We start from the raw sequence: 23,107 nt of genomic DNA, 5'->3' as shown, positions 1-23,107 counted from the left end.
GCGGACTCCTTCGGAGTCCGCGCCCTCATCACGACCCGCCCGCCCTGATCGCCCGCACCCTCGACGACCAGCGGGGACGGTCGCGGATTGGCAACGCCATCAGGAGGTGAGGGGTTTGACCTCGGCGAGCGAGAGGTAGCCGGTGCCGTTGAGCTGGATCATGACGTAGCGGCCTGTGCGGGACACGGGGATGGTGACGGATGCCCCTGCGGGGGTGGTTTGATGGCTGGACCAGACGCCGGTGCGGGCGGCCTGCTGAGCGGGCGTGAGACCCGGGGTGAAGGGTGTGTCGGAGACGAACACCCAGTAGTCGGTGAGGCGTTCGCTGCAGCAGTCGGTGCGATTGTGGATCTCGATGGCCTGTAGCGTCCGGCTTGCTCCGAGGTCGGTCTGCCACCAGGGGGACGCTTCGAGTGCGGTGTGGGACACGGAGCCGGCAAACCAGTCGCCGTTGGTGTCGCCGTCCACGGCTCGGGTGGCGGATGCGCCGGAATAGGTGGAGGACTGGCTGGCGGTACGTCCGGAGAGCACATAGTGGTCGGTGACCTGCCGGGGGGTGAGAGCCGTGGGGTAGACCGCGGTTTCGTCGATTTCACCGGTGAACGATGCGCTCGACGGGTTGCCCGGACCGACCTGCCAGCCAGCCAGTGCATCGGGGACGCCTCCCCCCACGATCCAATAGCCCAGGTAATCGGCGCTGGTGGTCACCTGCCGGTTGGCCGCCTCCAATACGCCGTCCACGTACAGACTCATTCCGAAAATGGGGCTCTGGGCGGCGACAACATGGTGCCACTTGCCGTTGTTGAGTGCCCCGACGCTGTGGATGGTTCGGTTTGTGCCGCTGCGTACTCCGAACCACACGTATCCGTCATTGCTCATGAAGAGGTTCTTGTCCGTGGTGCGGCCCAGCATGAAGTTGTTGCTGTCGAACCCGATGAGCTTGCCACCGGATTTCGTGGTCGTCCTGAACCACGTCTCGATCGTGTAAGCGGCCGGGGTCTGGCTGGGGTGTTCGCTGTAGGTGTGCTGGTCGGTGCCGAGGTAGCCGGCGGCCGCATTGAACCCGTTGACACCGTTGGGGGTCGTCACGCCGGGCTTGACGCCGCCCTTGTGGATGCCACTGTTGCCGTTCCCCGAGGCATCGGCCGCGAAGGTGCCCGCCGTTTCGTCGAACCGCCAGTACTGCTTTGCCCCGTCCGCGACGACGCGTGCTGCGTACGGGTCGGCCGCTGCGGCGGGTTTGACCTTGGCGGGCGCGGAGAGCGCACTGGTATTCGTGCCGTCACTGGCCGTGATCCGGTAGGTGTACGTCGTACCGGGTGTGACGTTGGTGTCGCTGAAAGTCAGCTGGGGGCGGTTCCAGGGGGAGGACGAGCCGGTGACGGTGTAGACCGGCGTGCTGGAGCCGTTGCGGTAGACGCGGTAGGTGAGGTCGCTGTTGTCGAGGTCGATGCTGGACTGCCAGCGAACGTCGATCTTGCCCGGAGTGGTACTGGAGACGCTGGCCTGCGGGACCGACGGCGACCCAGTGTCCTTGGCCCCGGAGAAGCGGGTCAGCCCCTGCTGCGGCTTGCCGTTGACCTTGGTGAACTCCCCGCCCACCCACATGTAGTCGGTGTCGTTCTTGGGCGCGACGGCAAGGACCCGGGGGCCGATGCCCTCCCCGAGCCCGTCGTTGGTGTCGGGAAACCAGCCGAGGATGGGCCCCGGACTGCCCACCGGCTGGGCCAGCAAGTGCTGGCGCTCCCACCTTTCGGTGAATTCGTCCAAACCGCGGCAGTCGTGTACGTGCGAGGCCGAGTAGAGCACGCCCTTGTAGGCCTCGACGGCCTGTGTGGCGCCGAAGCAAGTATCCCGCCAACGCTCATTGAAACTACCGAGATCGAAAGCCATCCGTCCGTCGTACGCAATGGGGTCGTTGGGTCGAGTAGGCAGGCTGAGGTTCTCCATGGCGGTATAGAAGCCGGTGGAATCGATGGAGATGTCCTTCACCCTCACGTTGCTGGCGAGGAACCCGGCCGGATAGGCCTTGGTCAAGGTTCCACTGGTGCTGGACACGACGGCAAGGGCCTGGGAATCGCGCCCATTCACAGTGAAGAAATCACCGCCAAGGATGACGTTTTGCCCGTCTGGGGTCACCTCGATTGCCCGGCCCGTCTTATCTGTATTCGCCGTCCAGGAGCGCAGCGCCGCGGATGCGGTGGTGACGGAGGCGAAGTAGCGGCGGGGCTGGCCGGCGACACTCGTGAAGTCGCCTCCGAGGTAGACCTCGTCCTTGGTGACGGTCAGGGCCCGGACGGTGGCGTTGACCGAAGGCTGGAAATTCGCCTTGGGTTTGCAGGTGGCGATGTCGATGGCCGCCAGGTTGCTGGTGGCGACGCCGTTGACGGCACCGAACCGCCCACCGGCGTAAAGGGTCTTGTGGTCAGGTGACACGGCCAGCGCTCGCACGGTCGCCAGTCCGGAACCCACTGTGAACGACAGGGCGCAGGAGGTCGGCTGTCCGGTCGCAGCGTCCAGAGCGACGAAATTGACTGCCGGCGTTTCGCTGTCGCCGGCCGCTGCACCGGGTGGCCTGACAGTGGAGAACGTGCCGCCCGCGAAGACGACGCCATCGGCCTGGGTCATCGCCCACACGATTCCGTTGGGCTGCCAGGTGGGCAGCTCATCTGCTGTGATCGGAACCGGTGGAACGGGAGCAGCGGCAGCCGCCGCAGCCAGGCCGCCGCCCAGCGCCGTCGGCAGTACTGCCGACAGTGACAAGGCTGCTATCCAAGCCCCGATCGATCGTGTGAACATAACCGCCCCTTGTGCGTCTCGCATCGCAGATCCAGCAGCAGAATGCGTTGTTTTTGGTCCTGAACTTCGAGGCCCCCAAGACCCATGCACGGCTTGGCCTGATCCACGGCTGCCGCAATGGGCCGGCAGGTGAGTGTCGACCGGCCATTCCGCATCCGCGCGCCACCGGCACCCGGCGCTGCATTCTTCGCCCGGCCGGGTCTGCTTCCTCGCTTACTCAGGTCCCCTTTGCCAATCGAGCAGATTGAAACACACAATCAGCATGATCTATTTGTAGGGTGCGGGAATTGGTGATTCCTCATGATCTGTATGTGAGGTGCAGGAATTTTGGCAATTCCTCACCGGCGTGGCGCCCGATCTCCGGAGCCCCGGACGGGGTCAGCCCGCCAGTCGGGCGAGGGCCAGCGCGTGTGCGTGGGTGAGGGAGTCGGCAGCAGGGCAAGTGACGTCCGGCTGCACGCCGGTGCCCTCCCAGTTCGTGCCGGAGACGGGATTGATGGCGCGGCCAACGGGGACGGTGGCTTCCAGGTGCGGGTGCACCGTCCAGCCCTTGCACGGATGTGCGCCGCCACGGGTGCGCTCGCCGACGACCACGGCGCGGCCGAGCTGCTGGAGGTCGTACGCCAGCTCTTCAGCGGCAGAGAAGGTGCTGTCGCTGGACAGCACGTACAACGGCTTGCTGCCGCCGAAGCGTGCGCCGGGAACGTGCGGCAGGCTCCAGGACTGCTCGCTGCGCTCGCCGCCGGGCCAGTACATGGTGTTGAGGTGGGTGCGCTCGTCGAGTAGGTAGCTGCAGACGAAGGCGACCGTGTCCGGGTCGCCGCCCCGGTTGGCGCGAAGGTCAACGATCAGCGCCCGGGCGCGGGAGGCCAGGGTGAGCGCGGCGCCCAGCGGTTCGGCGGCCCACTCCAGCGGAAACAGCATCGGTGCCAGCTCCACCACGGCGACCCCTCCGTCGAGCAACTGCACCCGCGGCGCACCGCCCAGCGAGGTGTCGAAGTCCCGGCGCATGGCGTCCAGGGTGGCCGCCCCCTGCTTCGGGGACACCGGTTCGGCGTGGTGCTTCAGCCTCAGGTGCCGGTCGCCGTTGACGGACTGCAGATCCGCGGTGACCAACGGGGCGAGCTCCTCGGCGCCGTCGACGTCATAGGCACCCTCGGCGAGGCGTCGTTGCAGCAGGCCGGCGAGCTGCTCGGCTATCTCGGGGAATACGTAGTGCTCGGTCAGGAGCCGGGCCGTCTCGTCGATGACAGGTGCAGCCTGAAGCCTGGTTGGAGTCGTCATGGCAGGGAGTAGAGCACCGCCCTTGCGAAAGCGTCAACGAAATTAGACACTTTCCGCATGCGGGATCAGCCTCGCCGTCTGCCGCCCCCGGAGGGCGTTCTGGAGATCGTTGCGCCTGAGCAGTTCGCGGCACTCGCGCACCCGTTGCGTCAGCGGTTGCTCTTCGCCCTGGGCCACCGGCCGGCCACCATCAGACAGCTTGCGGCGCAGCTCGACGCGAAGAAGGGCAACGTGGCCCACCACCTCAAAGTGCTCCGCGAAGCCGGGCTGGTCCACATCGCAGGGACCCGCCAGGTCCGCGGCGGCACCGAGCAGTACCACCAGCGCACGGCCCGCCGCACGGTCGTCGCCGAACCCCGAGCGGCCGGCACCGCCACGACGCTCGCCGTGTTCGCCCAGGAGCTGGACTCCTCACCCGCCGAGCCCCACCTGACCCTGCGTCACCTGCGTCTGAGCCCCACGAGGGCAAGAGAACTCGCCGAGACCCTGGCCAAACTGGTCGATGAGGCCGGGGGAGACACAGAAGACCAGCCTCTGTACGGCGTGTTGGTAGCGCTCTACCAGCAGGCCCTGCCGGCCGACACCACCAGTTCCGGCTAGGCTGGAGCGGCCGCGAACCCCGATCCGAAACGCGGCCCAGGCCGGCAACTGATCTCGGAGACGGCTGTCGTTGACCGTCCCGCACCGAGTAGGTTCCTCGGCATGAAGATCGGCGAGCTGGTGGGGGCCGGCCGGACGGCGGACGTGTTCGCGCTGGACGACGGCCGGGTGCTGCGGCGCTACCGGGGTGGTGGGGACACCACGGATGAGTTCGCCGTCATGGCGTACCTGGCGGAGCGCGGGTTTCCTGTTCCCGCCGTCTGGCCGGGAACGGCCCCGGGGGAGCTGGTGATGCAGCGGCTCGCCGGAAGGACCATGGTCGAGGCCCTGCTCGACGGGGCGCTCACGGGTGAACGGGCGGGGGAGATGCTCGCGGAGTTGCTGCGGAGCCTCCACGCGATCCCGGCGCGCCTGTCGGCAGACCCCGGGCACCGGGTCCTGCACCTGGACCTTCATCCCGAGAACGTCATGCTGACGCCGCAGGGACCGGTGGTGATCGACTGGTCCACCACGGCGGAGGGCCCGCCCGGTCTGGACTCGGCGATGGCCGCACTGATCCTGGCGCAGGCCGCCCTCACCGTGCCCGCCGTGGCCGTGGGGGCCCGCTCCGTGCTCTCCTCGCTGCTACGGCACCTCGGCGGCGTAGAAGAGGCGCACCTCGAGGAGGCCAGGGCGCGGCGCGCCGCGAACCCGACGCTCAGCCCGGCGGAAACCGGCAGGCTCGAGGAGGCGGTGGCCCTGATCACCGGGACGGCTGGTTCCTGAGGCGCCCCGGCGACCTCCGGAAGGATCGCCCCGGTCGCCCCGGTCGCCCCGGTCGCCCTAGACGGCCCGGGCCCCGGCCGTCGGGGTGTTCTTCACGGCGGCCACCAGCGGGGCGAGCTCCGGTGTGTGCGCGGCCGCCTCGAGGGCTTCGCGCAGAGCGGTGTCGTTGGTGGGACGGGCCTCGGTCAGGAGGGTCAGGCCGGCCGGGCTGACGTCGGTGTAGATGCCCCGACGGTCGGTGTCGCAGAGATAGCGGCTCAGCAGCCCGCGGTCCTCCAGCCGGCTGACCAGGCGGGTCGTCGCGCTCTGGCTGAGCACCACCGCGTCCGCGACCTGGTGCATGCGCAGGTGGCCGCCGGGACCGCTGTGCTGGCGGCTGAGGACGTCGAGCAGGGAGTACTCGCGCACGCTCAGGCCGTGTCCCGACTGGAGCGCGCGCTCGATGTGCGTCTCGATCCGCCCGTGCAGGAGGGAGAGGGCGCACCAGCCCTGGGAGAGGGCGGTGAGTGCGCTGTCCGTGGCCGTCATGGGCTCCTCCTCGAAGGCGTGGGACTCCAGGATAGGGCACGTCTGCAATTGCCCGCGCTTGCAAATATCCCGCGTCTGCAATTAATGTGGACGCAGGCAACCCGCCGTGGCAATCCAGCAGTGGCGGCGCGTCGCGGCAGTACCTCCGGCCGTCGCCGCCCCTTCCGCAACCGGCGCGGCCACCGCCGCCCCCTCGGGCGCCGATCGCGCAGCACCACCCGCACCCTCCCCTGAAGGGCACCCCCCCTCATGCCTCTCGCTCTCCTCGCACTCGCCATCGGCGCCTTCGGGATCGGCACCACCGAGTTCGTGATCATGGGCCTGCTCCCCGAGGTCGCCGGCACCTACGGCGTCTCGATCCCCACCGCCGGATTCCTGGTCACCGGCTACGCCCTCGGCGTGGTCCTCGGCGCGCCGCTGATGACCGTCCTGGGCACCCGCATCCCGCGCAAGCGGATGCTGATGCTGCTCATGGGCCTGTTCATCGCGGGCAACGTGCTCTCCGCACTCGCCCCCGCCTTCGGGATCATGCTCGCCGGACGTGTCGTCGCCTCCCTCGCCCACGGTGCCTTCTTCGGCATCGGCGCCGTCGTCGCCGCCGAGCTCGTCGCCCCCGAGAAGAAGGCCGGAGCCATCGCCATGATGTTCACCGGCCTCACCGTGGCCAACGTCGTCGGCGTCCCCCTCGGCACTCTGGTCGGCCAGCACCTCGGCTGGCGCGTCACCTTCCTGATCGTCGCCTCGCTCGGCCTCCTCGGCCTGCTCGGCATCGCGCGGCTCGTCCCCGACCTGCCCCGCCCCGGGGGCGTACGGATCCGCCACGAGCTGGCCGCCTTCCGCAACGTCCAGGTGCTCCTGGCGATGGGGATGACCGTCCTCGGCTTCGGCGGGGTCTTCGCCGCCATCACCTACATCACGCCGATGATGACCGGCGTCGCCGGGTTCGCCGACACCTCCGTCACCTGGCTGCTCGTCCTCCTCGGCCTCGGCATGGTCGCGGGCAACCTCGTCGGCGGCCGCTTCGCCGACCGAGCGCTGATGCCGATGCTGTACACCTCGCTGGGCGCACTCGCCGTGGTCCTGGCCGCCTTCACCCTCACCGCCCACACCAAGGGCGGCGCGGCCGTCACCATCTTCCTCATCGGCGCCCTCGGCTTCGCCACCGTGCCGCCGCTGCAGAAGCGCGTCCTCGACCAGGCGGCGGGCGCCCCCACCCTCGCCTCCGCCGTCAACATCGGCGCCTTCAACCTCGGCAACGCCCTGGCCGCCTGGCTCGGCGGACTCGTCATCGCCGCCGGGCTCGGCTGGACCGCCCCGAACTGGGTCGGCGCGGCGCTGGCCGCCTCCGCCCTGGTCCTCGCCCTCGTCTCCGGCGCGCTGGAACGGCGTACGGGAACCCGCACGGGCTACGCGGACGCCGCGGGCAACGCGGTCCGCAGCCGGGTCGTCGCCGCCGACACCCCGGCGGCAGCGGCGGCCGCCCCGGCCCACCACTGACCCCACCCGACCACTGACTCCGCCCCACCCCCGCCCCGTCGTACCAGTTCATTCACAGGAGAACCCCCTCATGTCCAGCGCCACCACCACCCGCACCGCCGTAGCCCCCCTGACCACCACGGACGCCGAGGCGCTCGTCGCCGCCGCCACGGCCGCCGCCGACGCGGCCGGGGTCGCGGTCAGCGTGAGCGTCCTCGACGCGGGCGGCCACCTGCTCGCCTTCCGGCGCGACGACCGGGCCGTCCTGATCTCCGGCGAGACCAGCACCCGCAAGGCCTTCACCGCGCTCCAGCTGGACGCCCCGACCGCCGACCTGGTCGAAGCCGTCCAGCCCGGCGGTCCCTTCCACACCCTGCCCACCGCCCTCGACCGCCCGCTGCTGTTCATCGCGGGAGGGCTGCCCGTCCACCGCGACGGCCGGCTCATCGGGGCCATCGGCGTGGGCGGCGGCGCGCCCGCCCAGGACCACGGCTTCGCCGCGACCGCGCTCGGCGCACTGGCCTGACCCCTCCCGCCCGGGTCGCGCACCCGTCTCCCCCGTGCCAGGTTGGTACGGGGGAGACGGGTTGCGATGCGCGATGCGGCAGACGAAGCAGTACCGGCGGAGCCACGCCGGCGCGACGGCCGTTGCCGCCGCGCTGGTCTCCCTCGTCGCCGTACCGGGCTGCGCGGCCGGTGCCGCCCCGGGCGAAGCCAGCGCCCCGGCCCCCACCTCGGCACCCCCGGCGGCCACCACCCCGCCCGCCCCACCCACCGCCCCCTCGCCGACGCCCTCCTACCCGCTGTCCACCGCCCCGCGCACCGTCCCGGCCGTACGGGAACACGTACCGGCCCGCGGCCCCGGCTGGCGGCCCGGTCCCGGCGCACGGGTCGTCGTAGCGCCGTCCGACAGTGCGGCCCTGTCGGACGAGGGCAAGCTGCTGGCCGGTGAACTGCGCATGGGATTCGCCGAGACCGACGCACCGCGCCGCGGGGACGTGCAGCTCGCACTGGGGGCCAAGAACTCCGGGGCGCCCGAGTCGTACACCCTCACCGTGCACGACGGGCAGGTCCGGATAGCCGGCCCCGACGAGGCCGGGGTGTTCTACGGCACCCGCACCCTCAAACAGGAGGTGGGCGGCGGCGGTTCGGCCCCGGAGGGCACGGTCCGCGACGCACCGGCCAAGCCGCAGCGCGGACTGAACCTCGACATCGCCCGCAAGTACTTCACCCCGGACTGGATCGAGGACCGGCTGCGCGAGATGGCCGATCTGAAACTGAACCAGCTCGGCCTGCACTTCTCCGACGACCAGGCCTTCCGGATCGAGTCCGCCACCCACCCCGAGATCGTCTCCACTCCCCACCTCACCAAGGCGCAGGTGCGCGAGATCACGGGCCTAGCCGCCCGCCTGCACATCACGGTCATCCCCGAGATCGACTCACCGGGCCACCTCGGGGCGGTCCTGCGGGCGTACCCGGGGCTGCAACTGAGCGACTCCCAGGGGCGGGCGGTCAAGGGCGCCGTCGACATATCGAACCCGGCGGCCGTGAAACTCGTGGACCAGCTCCTGCGCGAGTACCTGCCGCTGTTCCCCGGCGCGATCTGGAACCTCGGCGCGGACGAATATCAGGCGCTGGTCTACAAGGACCCGCAGACCTCCTTCCCGCAGCTCGCGGCCGCCGCCCGGCAGCGGTTCGGGCCCGGCGCGCGGGTCCGGGACCTGACGACGGGCTGGCTGAACGACCGTGCGGACGTGGTCCGTTCGGCGGGCCGGCAGCCGGCCGCGTGGAACGACGGCTTCTTCACCGGCGGGGTCGTCCAGCCCGCGAAGGACATCCAGGTCGAGTACTGGACCGGCAAGGAGGGCGGGGCCAGGCCACCGCTGGAGTACCTCCGGGAGGGCCGTGACCTGGTCAACCTCAACGACGAGTACCTCTACTACGTGCTGGGGCAGCCCAACCAGTTCACGTACCCCGACGGCCGGCGCATCTACGAGCAGTGGACCCCGCTGGTGCTGCGCGGCACCACGGCCGTGCCCGCGCGGTACGCGGACCAGATCCTCGGTGCCCGCTTCGCCGTCTGGTGCGACCTGGCCGGAGCCCAGACGCAGGCCCAGGTCGCGGCGGGCATCCGGCTTCCGCTGGCGGCCCTGTCCCAGAAGGTCTGGGACTCCCGGACCCCGGCCCTCACCTGGCCGGCCTTCAAGGCGCTCGCCGACCGCCTGTAGGCATATTTCACTGGTCAGGCGCGGGGCCGTGTTGCTTGGATGCGGGGATGAACAGTGAACTGCCCTCGCCCGGAGGTCATGAGATCTCCACCGACCCCGGACGGCTCGACCGGACGCTGATCCACCGGTGGCTGTCCGAGGACGCCTACTGGGCCCTTGGGCGGAGCCGGGAGAAGCAGGACGCCGCGATCGACGGCTCGCTCAACTACGGGGTCTACGACCGGGTCTCCGGCACGCAGGTGGCCTACGCCCGCGTCGTGACCGACCTGGCCACCTTCGCCTGGCTCTGCGACGTGTACGTGGACCCGGACGCGCGGGGCAAGGGGCTCGGCACGGCCCTGGCGGGGGCGGTGCGTGACCACCTCGCCCCGTACGGTCTGCGCCGGATCCTGCTGGCCACGGGGGACGCCCACGGCGTCTACGCCAAGGTCGGCTTCGAGCCGCTGGCGGCCCCGGACAAGTGGATGGTCCTCGGCCGGCAGTAGGGCGGGGCGGCGGGGGCCGCCCCGCCCGGTCCGGCGCAGGCCTACCAGATGGAGTTGACCCACTCCGGGTGGTCGATGAACGGGTTCCGGTTGTGCTGGTAGGTGTCGAATATGACCTGGTTGCGACGCTGCTCGAAGGCGTCCGGCGGGTCCTGCAGGTTCCACTGCTTCAGGACGCTGATCCGGCCGATGGCGGGCGCGCTGCCGTTGTTGACCTTGTCGTTCACTTCCAGGTCGGCGAAGCCGTCGCCGCCGTCGTAGCGCACGGCCATGTAGAGGAGCATGCGCGCGACGTCGCCCTTGACCGCGTCCCGCGGCTCGAAGGAGTCGGAGTCGGTGAAGCTGCCGGGGGCCTCGGCGACCGGGCTGCCGCCCTTGTCGAAGTCCTTGTTCCCGCGCGTGCTGTTGACGGTGACGTCCTCGGGCCTGAGGTGGTGCAGATCCGTTCCCGGGCCGGTGGCGGTGCCGAAGTCGCCGTGGCTCTTGGCCCAGACGTGCTCACGGTTCCAGTCGTTGACACCGCCGCCGTTGGTGGACTTGGACTGGGAGCGGCCCGAGTAGACCAGGATGACGTTGTTGGGGTTCGCCGGGTCCTGGTCGGTGACCTTCAGGGCGTTCCACACGCCGTCGTACGTCACCTTGGACTGGGTCTTGATGATGTTGTGCAGCGCCGTCTTGAGCGCGGCGCCGGTCTTGCCCTCGGCAGCGGCGTAGTAGGTGTCGATGGCTGACGCGGAGACCGCCGCCGACGCCGGGGCCGCTTGCACCGAGGACGCCGGGGCGTCCCCGGGGGCGCCGGCCGCGGTCCGCTGGCCGGCCGTGGCGGAGGCCGGGAGCAGCAGCAGGGAGGCCGCCGCGAAGCCGGCAGCCCATGGAGTCAGACGCGAGATTCTCATCAGGTGGGGGGTACCTCTCCACACGCACCGCTCCCGCCCGGGGAATTGGCGGGGCATCAGGTGGCAGAGCGAGGCTCACATTGTCATGTGCCCTACAGGTAAAAACCACGTGTCGGGAGTCCGGACTTTCTACGCGCGTCGTTCGGGTGATTGGCGCAAGAATCCCTTGGCAGAATCCGGCGGCGCGTGCACGGTGACGGAGCCCACACCGTGAACAGCCCCACCAGGAGCAGCCCATGGCAGTGAAGATCCTCATCGTGACCGGCGACGCGGCGGAGTCGCTGGAGGTCCTCTACCCCTACCAGCGCCTGCGCGAGGAAGGGTACGAGGTCCACATCGCGGCGCCGACGGTGAAGAAACTCCGGTTCGTGGTGCACGACTTCGAGGAGGGCTTCGACACCTACACCGAGAAGCCCGGCTACACCTGGCCCGCCGACATCGCCTTCGCCGACGTGGACCCGGGGGAGTACGCGGCGCTCGTCGTACCCGGCGGGCGCGCCCCGGAGTACCTGCGCAACGACCCCGAGGTGCGGCGGATCCTGGCCGCCTTCGCCGGTTCCGACAAGCCGATCGCACAGATCTGCCACGGCCCGCTGATCACCGCGGCGGCCGGCGTGCTCGACGGGCGCCGGGTCACCGCCTATCCGGCGCTGGAGCTCGACATGAAGGCCGCCGGGGCCGAGTTCGAGGACTCCGAGGCCGTGGTCGACGGCACGCTGGTGTCGGCCCGCGCGTGGCCCGACCACTCGGCCTGGATGCGGGAGTTCCTGACCGTCCTGCGCGGCAAGGCCCCGCTGGCCTGATCGGGCCGCGGAGTCCGGGGCACCCCGCTCGGCCGGGGCTCCCCGGGCTCCCCGGACTCCTCCTCCTCGCTCTCCCCGTCGCCGGCCCCGGCCGTCCGGGGAGGGTGAGGTTCCCCGTCCCTTTGTGAAAGATCCTGACGGGGGACTGCCGGAAAGCGATCGGTGTGATGTGGTGGGCGGGTCAACACGTCTGGTTCGCAAGGCAGTTGAGGGGGACAATCATGTCTGGAACCTTGGGGCGACGCGGGTTCATCGGTGCGGCAGCGGCTCTGGGAGGCGCCGCCGTCGTCGGTGCCGGAGCCCCGCTCGCGCAGGCGCAGAGCGCCCGGCCGCCCCGGCCCGACGCGATCGCCACCCCGGCGGGGTTCCAGCCCGAGGGGATCGCCGTCTCCGCGGGCGGCACGGCCTACACGGGCTCGCTGATCGACGGCTCGATCTACCGCTTCGACCTCGCCACCGGCGCGGGCCGGATCATCACCCGGGGCGGGGGCCCGATCTCGGTCGGCCTCAAGACCGACTCCCGCGGGCGCCTGCTGGTCGCGGGCGGCGACAGCGGGCAGATCCGCGTGATCGACGCCGGGGACGGGCGGGTTCTGGCCACCCACCAGGCCGCGACGGGAACGGCGTTCATCAACGACGTCGTCGTCGGCTGCGGAGGCGCCTGGTTCACCGACTCCTTCGCGGACGTCCTGTACTTCCTGCCGGCCGGCCGCGAACTCACCGGCCCGGGCGCCGCCCCCCGCGCGCTGCGGCTCGGCGGCGAGTGGGCCCCGGTCCCGCCCGGCGGCGAGCACTGGGGCGCCAACGGCATCGAGCGGACCCCCGACGGCCGGGCCCTGCTCGTGGTGCACGACACGGCCGAGGCCCTGTTCCGCATCGACCCGCGGACCGGCGCCGCCACCCGGACCGTGCTCGACGGCGGCTCGGTCGGCAACGGCGACGGGCTCGTGGTGCACGGGCGCACGCTGTACGTCGTACGCAACTGGGCCTATGCCGTGGACGTGTTCACCCTGAGCGTGGACGGCCGCCGGGCCCGCTTCGTCAAGCGGATCACCGACCCGCGCTTCGACGAGCCGACCACGGCGGCGGTCCACGGCGGCCGGCTCTACGTGGTCAACGCCCGCTTCGACGCCGACTGGTCGGACCCGGCCACTTCCTCGACGGTCGTCAGCTGCCCGATGTGACGGCGGGGGCCGGCTCGTACTTGTAGTCCGCGCCGAAGTTCTTCTTCACGGCCCGTTCCCAGGAGCCGTCCGCGACCATCTTGCGGATCGCCTCGTTGATCTTGCCCTGGAGCTCGGTCTTCCCCTTCTTCATGCCGATCCCGTAGTTCTCGCTGCTCAGGCTCAGCCCGACCAGCCTGAACTTGCCCTCGTTGCCCTTGCGGGCGCTGTAGCCGGCCAGGATGGAATTGTCCGTGGTCATGGCGTCGACCAGGCGGTCCTGCAGGGCGACGAGGCACTCGGAGTAGCCGGGGAGCTCCAGGAGGCTCGCCTTGGGGGCCAGGTTCTTCTTGATGTTCTCGGCCGAGGTCGAGCCGGTCACCGAGCAGAGCCGCTTGTTGTTGAGGTCTTCGGCCTTGGTGATGGTGGCGTCGTCGGCGCGGACCAGCAGGTCCTGGTGCGCGAGGAAGTACGGGCCGGCGAAGTCGACCTTCTCCTTGCGCTTGTCGTTGATCGAGTAGCTCGCCGCGACGAATTCGACCTCGTTGTACTGGATGAGGAGCTCGCGGTCGTTGCTGTAGACCTGCTTGAACTCGATCCGGTCCGGCTTGTAGCCGAGCTCCTTCGCGATGTACCTGGCCACGTCCACGTCGAAGCCGGTGTAGGTGCCGTCGGGCTCGCGCATGCCGACGCCGGGCTGGTCGAACTTGATCCCGATGGCGAGGGTCCCCTTGGAATCGTCGCCACCGACGCACCCGGATGCGGTCAGGACGAGACCGATCACTGCGGCAACCGCGCCGACCTTGGGAACCTTCATGCTGCACTCTTTCCTGGGGTACCCGGATCGCGGGTACACGGGTGCGCGGGGTAGCGCGGGGGTGCGCCAGGACCGGGCCGGGGTACGGGGAACCGCGGAGGCAGGGGGGCGCGTATATGAGGAAGCTAGGAACTTGCCGGGCGCGGTGTCACGGCATCTGAGCAAAGCTTGAGGGTCACGATCCGGAACGGCGGCAGATCACGCGGCGCATCCGGTCCTGTACGGGAGAGGAGCCGGTCGCATGGCCGACGGCGGGACGAGGGTCGAGGGGAACGCCCTGCTGCTGGGCGAGGGGGCGCAGGTCAGGTTCATGCGGACGCTGCGGCTGCCGGAGTCGGGCACGCACAATCTGCCACCGGGGCTGGGCGAGTTTCCGCTGCGGCGGGTGGAGGACCATCCGGACACGGTGCCCGCGGACTGGCTCGCCAAGGGCGGGGTGATGCTCCCCGTGTACCTGCGCGAGGCGATGTGGCTCGCCTTCGGCGGGAGCCGGCAGCCCACCGCCCTCCAGGTCGGGGTCGGCAAGGTGTGCGCCGTCTCCGGTGAGCGGTGGACGGGCACGCTCGGGCGCCGGCCGCAGAACTACCTCGTACTGCCGCGCCAGCCGTGGCTGGACGGGATCAACTCGGGCAGGGGCACGGTCCGCCAGTTCGTCGCCGTCCCCCTCGGGCTCGGCGCCACCGTCGAGGGCCAGGTCACCGGGGAGGAGACCACGGGCGGCGTCCAGCTCCAGGCGTTCCCGCTCGGCCCGAAGGCGCTGGCGCGCTGGCGGGAGGAGGAGCGGCAGCGCGCGGCCACCCTGCCCCGTCAGGGCGGCGGCCTGTACGGGACCGTCCCGCCGGGCGGCCCCGCGGGCGGCTACGGGGCCGCTCCGGCGATGCCGATGGCGGCGCCCGCCCCGGGCGGACCTCCGGGAGCGCCGCCCGGCTCGGCCGGTGGCCCGGCCACCCGGTTCCGCGCGGGGGCCCCGCAGGCGGCTCCGGCGATGGGGCTCGGTGTCGGCGGGGCCATGCGCCAGGAGGTGTACCGCGACGACCGGAAGCTGCGGGACTGGGCGGACGAGCCGGCCGCGCGGGTCTTCGTACACCTGGTGCCCCCGCCCGCGTGGCGCCGGATCACCGGTGAGGAACCGCCGCCCTCCCCGGTGGACCGGGCCGCCTACACCAAGGCCGGGCTGCCGTGGTTCGACCACTACGACGAGCAGGCCACCGACCTCGCCCCCGCCGACGCCCTGAGCGGGGTGGAGCCGGTGGGCGAATGGCTCGGCACCGATGACACCCCCTGGTCCGATCCCGCCCCCGGGCAGATCAGGCCCCTGGGCAAGACCCCCCGGCCGGGCCGGCCGGTCCAGGACGGCGACTGGTAGGAAACGCGGGCCAGGGCGGGTGGGGCCGGGGCGTCTCGTGGAACCGGCGGGCGGGGTGGGCGCGGCAGGTCGTGGGCCCGGCAGGTCGTGGGCCCGGCAGGTCCTGGCGGACTGGCCGGGAACGTACGGTCGTTCGGGTCCGGCGGACGGACACGTGACAGCATGGGAGGGCAACAGACGTGAGGTGGAGGGGGAGTTCGGTGAGCGGAGTACGCAAGGGCCTGGCCAAGGTGGAGATCGCCCTGAAGTGGGATCCCAGCCCTGCGGGCGCGCCCGTCCACGACCTCGACATACTCGCCGGGGTCTACGCCGCCGCCGACCCGTACGGGGAGCCCGTCCACCTCGTGCACTTCGGCAGCCGGTCCCCCGACGGCACCATCACGCTGAACCGGGACAGCCGGACCGGCCAGGGGCTCGGCTTCGACGAGGTGATGACCCTCGAACTGGACCGGATCGCGGTGGAGCTGAGCCGTGTGGTGGTGGGCGTGATGATCCAGCAGCAGGCGGGTGAGGGTCCGCCGCTGACCTTCGCCGACGTCGCGAGGACGGGGCTGCGCATCCGGGAGGGCTACACCGACCTCGCCGTGGACGACTTCGCGGGCGTGGCCACCGCGAGCGCCGTGACGGTCGCCGAGTTCACCCGCGACGCCTCGGGCGTCTGGTCGCTGAACCCGGCGCTCCGGAGCTTCGGCACCGGCCCGGAGGAGTTCGCCCGGGTGATGGGCGCGGCCCGGGGCTGATCACCGTACGGGCCGGGCGCGCCGGTCACCGTACGCGGCGGTCGGGCTGGTCACCGTACGGACCGGTCGGGCCCGGTCACCGTACGGACCGGTCGGGCTGGTCACCGTACGGGCCGGTCGGCGGGCACTCCGCGAGGGAGTGCCCGCCGCCCGGCCCGGTGGTGCGCTGCCACCGTCCCCACGAGGCAGCGCGGGCAGGTCGCCGTCCGGTCATCGGGAACGGCGGCCGGCCGGTTCAGGGGGTCTGCGCGGAGGCCCGCGGGGCCACGCCCAGCGCCGGCAGCAGGCAGGCGTCGACGAACCGTACGAGGTACTCGGAGTCGGCGTAGCGCCCCTCCAGTACGGGCCGGATCCGCAGGACGCCCATGAGCTGCGCGGGCAGGAACTCCACCGCCGGATGCCCGGGGGCCAGCTCTCCCCGCTCCACGGCCCGCTCCACGATGGCGTCGAACGCCGCCAGCTCGGGCTCCACCAGCGCCTCGCGCAGGGCCGCCTTCAGCTCCTCGTCGCTGAGCACCGCCACCCCGAGGGCCTGTGTCAGCCGGGTGTCGCGCCCCGAGGTGTAGGCCGCGATCCGGGCCGCCTCGCGCAGGTCTCCCGCCAGGGTCCCGGTGTCCACCGCCGCCAGCGTCCCGCGCCGGTCCGCGCGCAGGGCGGCGGCGACGAGCTGGGGCTTGGTCTTCCACTGCCGGTAGAGCGTGGACTTGCCGCAGCTGGCCCGCGCGGCGATCTTCTCCATGGTCAGCGCCTCGTAGCCGTCCTCGCGCAACTGGTCCAGGACGGCGTCGTAGAACTGCCGCTCCCGCTCCGGGCTGATCTTGGAGCGGCGCGCGGGGGCCGGGGCGGCTTCCGGCGTCGGCGACGTCATGGTGCGGCTCTCCTCGGTGCTGCTCGGTGCTGCTCGTGCGGGTCTGCGGGGCGGTAAATCGGTCGCGCCGCAACGGACTCCAATGAAAGTCTACGGGAACGCGAGCGTATCGGTACACACTCGTATCGATACGCGAATGTATCGATACACTGGTGTGTCGATTGTGAGTCCGTGTACAGGAAGCGAGACCGGGGGATGACCTCCCACACCACACCTGCCGAGGCCGGCGCGGGGCCCAGGCCGTCCGGCGGCCGCCGCCGTCTCATACGCGAGCTGCTGCTCGTCGCGGGTCTCTTCGCCGTCTACAAGTGCGGCCGCATGCTCTCCACCGGCCGCACGGACGAAGCCTTCCGCAACGCCGCCCGGGTCTGGGACGCCGAGCGCACCCTGCACCTGCCCGGCGAGGGCCTGGTCCAGAGCCTGCTCCTGCACAGCGACGCCCTGGTCCACACCGCGAACACCTACTACGCGGCCGTGCACTTCCCCGCCACCGTGGTCTTCCTGGTCTGGCTCTACGTACGCCGCCCCGCGCACTACCTCTGGACCCGCCGCGTCCTCGCCGTGCTCACCGGCGCGGCCCTCGTCCTCCACCTGGCCTTCCCCCTCGCGCCCCCGCGGATGCTGGGCGCCGCCCACCTGATCGACACCGGTCAGGTCTACGGACCGACCGTCTACGGGGCCGCGCCGGCCACCGACACCGTGGCCAACCAGTTCGCCGCGATGCCCTCCCTGCACTTCGGCTGGGCCCTGATGCTGGCCCTCGGCATGATCGCCGCGACCTCTTCCCGGTGGCGCTTCCTGTGGCTGCTGCACCCGCTGGCCACCCTGCTCGTGGTCGTCGGCACGGCCAACCACTACTGGCTCGACGCCGTCGTCGCGACGCTGCTGCTCGGGGCCGCCCTGCTGCTGGTTCCGCGCCCGGCCGTCCGCGCGCTCCTCGCCGCGCGGAGCGTGCCCGGTCCGCGCGGGACCGGCCCGGTACCCGTGACCGCACCCCCGCCCGTGACCGCCAGGACCGCAGTGACCGCCAGGACCGCAGTGAGCGCTGGGACCGCAGCGACCGCAGTGAGCGCCGGAACCGCCACGACCGCCGGGACCGCAGAAGTCGTGGGAGCGGTCCGGTGAGCGCCACCCTCGTCGCCGTCCTGCTCTGCCTCGCCGCGGCCGTCACCTACGCGGCGGCCGCCGTCGCCCAGGAACGCCTCGCCCGCCGCGCGGTCGCCCGCAGCGCCGCATCACTGCTCGGCAACGGCGCCTGGTGGTGGTCGGCGGGCCTGAACGCCGCCGCCGCCCTCCTGCACGCCGCCGCCCTGCGCTACGGCCCGCTCACCCTGGTCCAGCCGCTCGGCGCGCTCACCCTCGTCGCCGCCGTCCCGCTGGGCGCGCACGGCGCCGGGCGCAAGGTCGTGGCCACCGAGTGGCGCGGCACCCTGGCCACCGTCGCCGGCCTCGGGCTGCTCCTGCTGCCCGCCTCCGGCCCGGCCCCCGACGAAACCCTCACCCTGGCCGAGGCCCTCGCCGTCTCCGCGGCGACGGCTGCCGTCATCGTGCTGCTGACCGTACGCACGGACACGCGCTCGGGGCTGCGCCACGCGACGGCGTCCGGGCTGGCCTCCGCGGCCGCCTCCGCCCTGACCCAGACCGTCGCCGTGGCGGGCGGCCGCGGCGGGGCGCTGCTCAGCCTCCGGGTCGTGTCGGTGGCCCTGCTCGTCGTGGTCTTCGCGGTCGGCGGGATGCTGCTGTCCCAGCGGGCCTACCGGGGCGGCCTCGGGGCCCCGCTCGCGGTGGTCAACCTCACCAACCCGCTGGCCGCCGCCGCGATCGGCATGGTGCTGCTCGGCGAACGCATCCAGGGCGGGGCGCTCGGAGTCCTGCTGGCGGCGGCGGGCGCGCTCGCGGCGGCCCGGGGCGTGCTGCTGCTCACGCGGACCCCGCAGCAGACGACGGCCGCCGCGTCCCCGGCCGCCGGATCCCCCGCCGCGCCGATGGCCGGTGTGGCAGCATGATCCGTATGGCTGCCGACGACGGTTCGTTCCTCTCGCTCCGCTCCAAGGACTCGATCCTCTCCTTCGGTTCGGTGGGCTCCGTCCTGTCCCTCGGTTCCGTGGGCTCGGTCCTCTCGGTCGGCTCGGTCGGCAGCGTGCTGTCCATCGGCTCGATCGGCTCTGCCCTGTCGGCCGCGTCGGCGGGGTCCTGGCTGAGCGCGGGCTCGGTGCTCTCCGCCCAGTCGACGCTGTCGGTGCTGTCCTGGCGGTCCCGCGGCGGATTCCTGGCTGCGGGCGCGATGGGTGCTGCGGCGGCCGCCGTGCTGGTCGCCGCCACCGCCGCCCGTACCCGGCGCGGTTGAACCCGGCGCGCATGTGCCCGGCGCGTCCATATCCGGCGCGGCCGAACCGCCTCGGCTGAGAACCGTTTCGCCCGTTCGCGCGTCCTTCCCGGTGAGACGGAAACGGACACCGCGCGCACCCGCGCGCACACCGAAGCGGAGTGAACAGGCATGGGCATCATCGGCTGGATCATCCTTGGACTGCTCGCGGGCGGGATCGCCAAGGTCCTGCTGCCCGGCCGGGACCCCGGCGGCCTGATCGGCACCACCCTCATCGGCATCGCCGGCGCCTTCATCGGCGGCTGGCTCTCGGCGAAGTTCCTGGGCCGGTCGATCCAGAACGACTTCTTCGACCTCGCGACCTGGGGCTCCGCCATCGCGGGCTCCCTGGTGCTGCTCGTCGCCTACCGGCTCCTGTTCGGCAACTCCCGCAACTGACCGGCGCCCCCGACCGTCCATCCCCGGGACCACCTGCACCACCGTCGGCGGTGGCGCCTACGATGACCGGCCATGGAGAGCAGTGAGGCCGGCAGACGGTTGATCGACGGGCGTTTCGAACTGGTGGCGCCCCTGGGCAGTGGCGGTATGGGCACGGTGTGGCGGGCCCGTGACATCGCGCTGCACCGGGACGTGGCGCTCAAGGAGGTGCGGCCGCCCGATCCGGCGACCGCCGCCGCCCAGCCCGATCTCGCCGTCCAGCTGCGCGAGCGGGCCGTCCGCGAGGCCCGCGCGCTCGCCCGCCTCGCGCATCCGAACGTGGTCACGATCCACCACATCGTGGAGCCCGCGGAGGGATCCGGCGGGCATCCGTGGATCGTGATGGAGATGGTCAGGGGCGGCTCCCTGCACGACCGGCTGGCCGACGGGCCGATGCCGGTGGCGGAGGTGCTGCGGCTCGGCCTCGACGTGCTCTCCGCGCTGCGCGCCGCCCATGCGGAGGGGGTGCTGCACCGGGACGTGAAACCGGCCAACGTCCTCCTGCGGCCCGACGGCTCCGCGGTGCTCACGGACTTCGGGATCGCGGCGCTGCACGGTTCCACCGCGCTGACCTCGACGGGCGTGCTGATCGGGTCGCCGGAGTACATCGCGCCCGAGCGGGCGCGCGGCGAGGAGGGACTGGCCGCCTCCGACCTGTGGTCGCTCGGCATGCTGCTCTACGTGGCCTCGGAGGGGGTGCACCCGCTGCGCCGGGCCACCAGCCTGGCCACCGTGGTCGCGGTGCTCGACGAGCCGATCCCGGCGCCGGTACGGTCCGGGCCGCTGGGGCCCGTACTGGAACGGCTGCTGGTACGGGACCTGGCCGCGCGGCCCGGCGCCGAGGAGCTGGAAGCGCTGCTCCGGAGTGCGAGCAGTGCTCTCGGCGGGGCCACTCCGGTGGTACCCCTGGTCGCCCTCGGGAACTTCGGCCCGGTGACCCCGGGGCCCGGGCCGACTCCGGCACCGACTCCCACCCCCACGCCGTTCGTTCCGGGCGCCGGCAACCCCTACGCGTCGACCGTCCCCGTACCCGCCCCGGTGCCGTCCGGACCGCGCCGCCGCCGTCCGGCGCTGCTCGCCGGGCTCCTCGCGGTGGTCCTGGCCGCCGGGGTGGCCGGCATCGTGCACTGGAAGGCCGACGGGAACGAGGGCACCGGCGCCGCCGGTGCGGGCAGCGACGCGAAGTCCTCCCTCACCCCGTCCGCCTCCGCCCCGGTCTCCCCGGCCCAGGGCACCCCCGTGCTCACCAGCCCCACCCCGAAGGGGAGTACGGCGAAGACCGCCACCCCGCCCCAGGGCAGCCTGATCACCCCGGCCGGCATCCGTGCCGCCGTCGAGGCGCTCAAGCAGCAGACGGGCACCACCACCTTCGTCAACATGCGGGTCTACGACGAGTACGTGCTCGCCGACATCCCCACCACCCCCGGAGCCAAGTCCGTCGACGCCTGGCAATACCGGGGCGGTGCGGCCAAGCGCACCGGACCGGCCGGACTCGTGAAGGAAGGGGACGACCTCATGGACATGGCCGCGATCAACTGGGACCGCCTCCCCGCCCTGATGGACCAGTCCAAGCAGGAGCTCGCCGTCGCGATCCCGAGCTCGCGCTACCTCAACGTCTCCCCCTGGCTCGGTGGCCCCGCGATCCGCCCGTACATCAGCGACCCGTACGGCCAGGGCGGTTACGTCCTCGCGGACACCGATTTCAAGATCAAGAAGGTCTACAAGAGCTGACGATGTGGCGCGCGCCAGGCCATTGGGATACTTCGGCCCATGGATGCGAGTGCGAGTGCGAGTGCGAGTGCGAGTGCGAGTGCGAGCGCGGGGGCGGACGGGGCGGACGGGGCGGACGGGATACGGCCGGGCCGTCCCGTGGAATGGGCGCTGCGTTCCGCGGAGCCGGCGGATGTCGAGGCGATCGCAGAGCTGCGGGCAACGGTGATGCGCCCGGACCTGGAGCGGCTGGGACGGTTCGACGAGCACCGGGTCCGGCAGCGGCTGCGGGATTCCTTCTCCCCGCGGCACACGTCGGTCATCGTGGCCGACGGCGCCTTCGCGGGATGCGTCACCGTGCGACCGGCCGAGGACGGGCGGTGGCTGGAGCATTTCTACCTCGCTCCGGCCCTCCAGGGCCGGGGGCTCGGATCGGCCGTGCTGCGAACACTGCTGGAGCGGATCGACGCCGGCGGCTTGCCCGTTCGCCTGAACGTCCTGCGGGGCAGCGCCGCCCGGCGGCTGTACGAGCGCCACGGGTTCACCGTGGAGGTCCAGGACCCGATCGACGTCTACATGGTGCGACGGCCGGGTGCAGGCGCCCTCGGATCCGCCCGCTGCTGACCGCCCCCGGCTTCGCCGTCCCCGACCACCAGGCCGGCACGCCCGACCTCGAGCACGGACCGGGTCGTAAGATCCACAGGAACTGACCGCGCCCACCGGCCCGGCCGCCCGGCGCGGGCACCGGCCGGCACGTACGCGGACGCACGAAGCGGAGAACCGACCCACCATGCCCAGCTGGCGCACCACGCTCACGACGGCCGGCATATCCGGCGCCCGGCTCCGCGGCGACTACACCCACGCGGCCCGCCGGGTCCTGCGCCGGGAACCCGCGCCCTACCTCGCCCTGCGACTGCTCGCAGCGCCCCCGCTCGTGCCCTGGCTGGCGGCCGGACTCGCCTTCATGAACCGGGTCGACGACGTCGCCGAGACCGGAACCCCGGACCAGCGGGCGGCGGGCCTCGCGGAACTGGGCGCCCGGGTGCGCCGGGCGCTGGAGACGGGGGACGGTGCCGACCCGCTGCTGCGTGCCTACGCCCACGCCGTCGACTCCCGCGGCCTGCCCGCCGAGTGGATCTTCCGGTTCCTCGACGGAGCGGCCGCCGCGGAGGCGGTCTTCGACGGCTTCGCCTCCGAGGAGGAGTTCCAGGCGTACCTCGACGCCTACGCCTGGCCCGGGGTGCTCGTCTTCACCGGCCTGCAGTACGAGGGCGGGCCCGACGCCGAACAGGCGGCCGGCTGGCGGCGGTTCGTGGACGCCGCCCAGCGGGTCGACTTCCTCGCCGACCTCGCCGGGGACCTCTCGCAGGGCCGGCTCTGCATCCCGCGCGCCCGCCTCGCCGAGCACTCCGTGACCCGGGCCGACCTCGAACGGGCCCGTGACACCCCGGCCGTGCGGGAGCTGCTGGCCGCCGAGTGCGGGCGGGCCCGGAGCGCGCTCGCCGCCGCGGAGGACGTCGTGGACCTCGCCGATCCGGGGCTGCGGGCGGTCGCCTCGACGATGACGGAGCTCATGGGACACCAGCTCACGGCGGTGGAGCGGGCCGGAGCCGGGGCCCTGCGCAAGGACGTCGGCTACGGCTTCGCGGCGCCGCTGCGCACCCTGGCACGCGCCCGATCGCGCAGGCCGCGTACCGCCGTACGGCAGTGACATTCGTACGGCCACGGTCCGTACACGAGGCTCTGCCGGGGGTCCGGTCCCGTCCGTAGGGTGGT

23 protein-coding genes are annotated in these 23,107 nt (G+C 72.0%); 17 read left to right on the top strand and 6 right to left on the bottom strand.

Going from position 1 to position 23,107, the window contains the following annotated elements:
* Positions 1-99 precede the first annotated feature (99 nt).
* Both OG904_RS00790 and OG904_RS00785 read right to left on the bottom strand, forming a co-directional pair.
* Complete coding sequence (locus tag OG904_RS00790; RefSeq protein WP_405486264.1) at positions 100-2,763, bottom strand: LamG-like jellyroll fold domain-containing protein; 2,664 nt, start codon at positions 2,761-2,763, stop codon at positions 100-102.
* Between the two features lie 414 nt (positions 2,764-3,177).
* Positions 3,178-4,083 (bottom strand): S41 family peptidase, encoded by a 906-nt coding sequence (locus tag OG904_RS00785; protein WP_405486262.1) that lies wholly within the window; start codon positions 4,081-4,083, stop codon positions 3,178-3,180.
* Between the two features lie 57 nt (positions 4,084-4,140).
* Between OG904_RS00785 and OG904_RS00780 the strand changes: the two genes are divergently transcribed.
* Positions 4,141-4,683 carry an ArsR/SmtB family transcription factor gene (locus OG904_RS00780; protein WP_405486260.1) on the top strand — a complete coding sequence of 181 codons (543 nt, stop codon included), beginning with the start codon at positions 4,141-4,143 and terminating at the stop codon, positions 4,681-4,683.
* A 102-nt stretch (positions 4,684-4,785) separates the two neighbouring features.
* A complete protein-coding gene (locus tag OG904_RS00775; protein ID WP_405486258.1) occupies positions 4,786-5,448 on the top strand; it encodes a phosphotransferase in 663 nt (220 codons plus the stop codon).
* Between the two features lie 57 nt (positions 5,449-5,505).
* On the opposite strand, the gene OG904_RS00770 is transcribed toward OG904_RS00775, so the two are convergent.
* Positions 5,506-5,976, bottom strand: a complete 471-nt coding sequence (locus OG904_RS00770; RefSeq protein ID WP_405486256.1) for a MarR family winged helix-turn-helix transcriptional regulator — start codon at positions 5,974-5,976, stop codon at positions 5,506-5,508.
* A 249-nt stretch (positions 5,977-6,225) separates the two neighbouring features.
* Between OG904_RS00770 and OG904_RS00765 the strand changes: the two genes are divergently transcribed.
* The 4 genes from OG904_RS00765 to OG904_RS00750 all read left to right on the top strand — a co-directional run bounded on the left by OG904_RS00765 (position 6,226) and on the right by OG904_RS00750 (position 10,165).
* A complete protein-coding gene (locus tag OG904_RS00765) occupies positions 6,226-7,473 on the top strand; it encodes an MFS transporter (protein WP_405486254.1) in 1,248 nt (415 codons plus the stop codon).
* Positions 7,474-7,543: 70 nt separating this feature from the next.
* A complete protein-coding gene (locus tag OG904_RS00760; protein WP_405486252.1) occupies positions 7,544-7,978 on the top strand; it encodes a heme-binding protein in 435 nt (144 codons plus the stop codon).
* Positions 7,979-8,051: 73 nt separating this feature from the next.
* Positions 8,052-9,680 (top strand): beta-N-acetylhexosaminidase, encoded by a 1,629-nt coding sequence (locus OG904_RS00755; RefSeq protein ID WP_405486250.1) that lies wholly within the window; start codon positions 8,052-8,054, stop codon positions 9,678-9,680.
* Between the two features lie 47 nt (positions 9,681-9,727).
* Complete coding sequence (locus OG904_RS00750) at positions 9,728-10,165, top strand: GNAT family N-acetyltransferase (protein WP_405486248.1); 438 nt, start codon at positions 9,728-9,730, stop codon at positions 10,163-10,165.
* Positions 10,166-10,206: 41 nt separating this feature from the next.
* Here OG904_RS00750 and OG904_RS00745 read toward each other — a convergent pair whose 3' ends face one another.
* On the bottom strand, positions 10,207-11,061 hold the full coding sequence (locus tag OG904_RS00745) for an endonuclease I family protein (protein WP_405486246.1): 855 nt from the start codon (positions 11,059-11,061) through the stop codon (positions 10,207-10,209).
* A gap of 236 nt (positions 11,062-11,297) precedes the next feature.
* On the opposite strand from OG904_RS00745, the gene OG904_RS00740 reads away from it, so the two are divergent.
* Together OG904_RS00740 and OG904_RS00735 are read left to right on the top strand one after the other, a co-directional pair.
* Positions 11,298-11,864, top strand: a complete 567-nt coding sequence (locus OG904_RS00740; protein WP_405486244.1) for a DJ-1/PfpI family protein — start codon at positions 11,298-11,300, stop codon at positions 11,862-11,864.
* A gap of 221 nt (positions 11,865-12,085) precedes the next feature.
* A complete protein-coding gene (locus OG904_RS00735) occupies positions 12,086-13,048 on the top strand; it encodes an SMP-30/gluconolactonase/LRE family protein (protein ID WP_405486242.1) in 963 nt (320 codons plus the stop codon).
* Here OG904_RS00735 and OG904_RS00730 read toward each other — a convergent pair.
* On the bottom strand, positions 13,032-13,844 hold the full coding sequence (locus OG904_RS00730) for a glutamate ABC transporter substrate-binding protein (protein ID WP_405486240.1): 813 nt from the start codon (positions 13,842-13,844) through the stop codon (positions 13,032-13,034). The genes OG904_RS00735 and OG904_RS00730 overlap by 17 nt on opposite strands.
* Before the next feature lie 241 nt (positions 13,845-14,085).
* Here OG904_RS00730 and OG904_RS00725 point away from each other — a divergent pair, with 241 nt between their 5' ends.
* Both OG904_RS00725 and OG904_RS00720 read left to right on the top strand, forming a co-directional pair.
* Positions 14,086-15,210, top strand: a complete 1,125-nt coding sequence (locus OG904_RS00725; RefSeq protein ID WP_405486238.1) for a hypothetical protein — start codon at positions 14,086-14,088, stop codon at positions 15,208-15,210.
* A 200-nt stretch (positions 15,211-15,410) separates the two neighbouring features.
* Positions 15,411-15,950 (top strand): TerD family protein, encoded by a 540-nt coding sequence (locus tag OG904_RS00720; RefSeq protein ID WP_405486236.1) that lies wholly within the window; start codon positions 15,411-15,413, stop codon positions 15,948-15,950.
* A 235-nt stretch (positions 15,951-16,185) separates the two neighbouring features.
* On the opposite strand, the gene OG904_RS00715 is transcribed toward OG904_RS00720, so the two are convergent.
* A complete protein-coding gene (locus OG904_RS00715) occupies positions 16,186-16,818 on the bottom strand; it encodes a TetR/AcrR family transcriptional regulator (protein ID WP_405486234.1) in 633 nt (210 codons plus the stop codon).
* A 195-nt stretch (positions 16,819-17,013) separates the two neighbouring features.
* Between OG904_RS00715 and OG904_RS00710 the strand changes: the two genes are divergently transcribed.
* The 7 genes from OG904_RS00710 (at position 17,014) to OG904_RS00680 (ending at position 23,042) form a co-directional block, all read left to right on the top strand.
* Positions 17,014-17,943 (top strand): phosphatase PAP2 family protein, encoded by a 930-nt coding sequence (locus OG904_RS00710; RefSeq protein ID WP_405486232.1) that lies wholly within the window; start codon positions 17,014-17,016, stop codon positions 17,941-17,943.
* Entirely contained in the window at positions 17,940-18,824 is an 885-nt protein-coding gene (locus OG904_RS00705; RefSeq protein ID WP_405486230.1) for a hypothetical protein, read from the top strand. Before OG904_RS00710 ends, OG904_RS00705 begins: the two co-directional genes overlap by 4 nt.
* A 5-nt stretch (positions 18,825-18,829) precedes the next feature.
* Complete coding sequence (locus OG904_RS00700; protein WP_405486228.1) at positions 18,830-19,165, top strand: hypothetical protein; 336 nt, start codon at positions 18,830-18,832, stop codon at positions 19,163-19,165.
* A 150-nt stretch (positions 19,166-19,315) separates the two neighbouring features.
* Entirely contained in the window at positions 19,316-19,582 is a 267-nt protein-coding gene (locus OG904_RS00695) for a GlsB/YeaQ/YmgE family stress response membrane protein (protein WP_328302561.1), read from the top strand.
* Positions 19,583-19,654: 72 nt separating this feature from the next.
* Positions 19,655-21,352 carry a protein kinase domain-containing protein gene (locus tag OG904_RS00690; RefSeq protein ID WP_405486225.1) on the top strand — a complete coding sequence of 566 codons (1,698 nt, stop codon included), beginning with the start codon at positions 19,655-19,657 and terminating at the stop codon, positions 21,350-21,352.
* Between the two features lie 39 nt (positions 21,353-21,391).
* On the top strand, positions 21,392-21,955 hold the full coding sequence (locus tag OG904_RS00685) for a GNAT family N-acetyltransferase (RefSeq protein ID WP_405486223.1): 564 nt from the start codon (positions 21,392-21,394) through the stop codon (positions 21,953-21,955).
* Between the two features lie 166 nt (positions 21,956-22,121).
* Positions 22,122-23,042, top strand: coding sequence for a phytoene/squalene synthase family protein (locus OG904_RS00680; protein WP_405486221.1), 921 nt, complete (start codon positions 22,122-22,124; stop codon positions 23,040-23,042).
* Positions 23,043-23,107: the final 65 nt, after the last annotated feature.

Source organism: Streptomyces sp. NBC_00096, assembly GCF_045041305.1.
Lineage (GTDB): Bacteria > Actinomycetota > Actinomycetes > Streptomycetales > Streptomycetaceae > Streptomyces.
The sequence above is the reverse complement of the archived record's forward strand: the minus strand, read 5'-3'. Positions and strand labels throughout refer to the sequence as shown.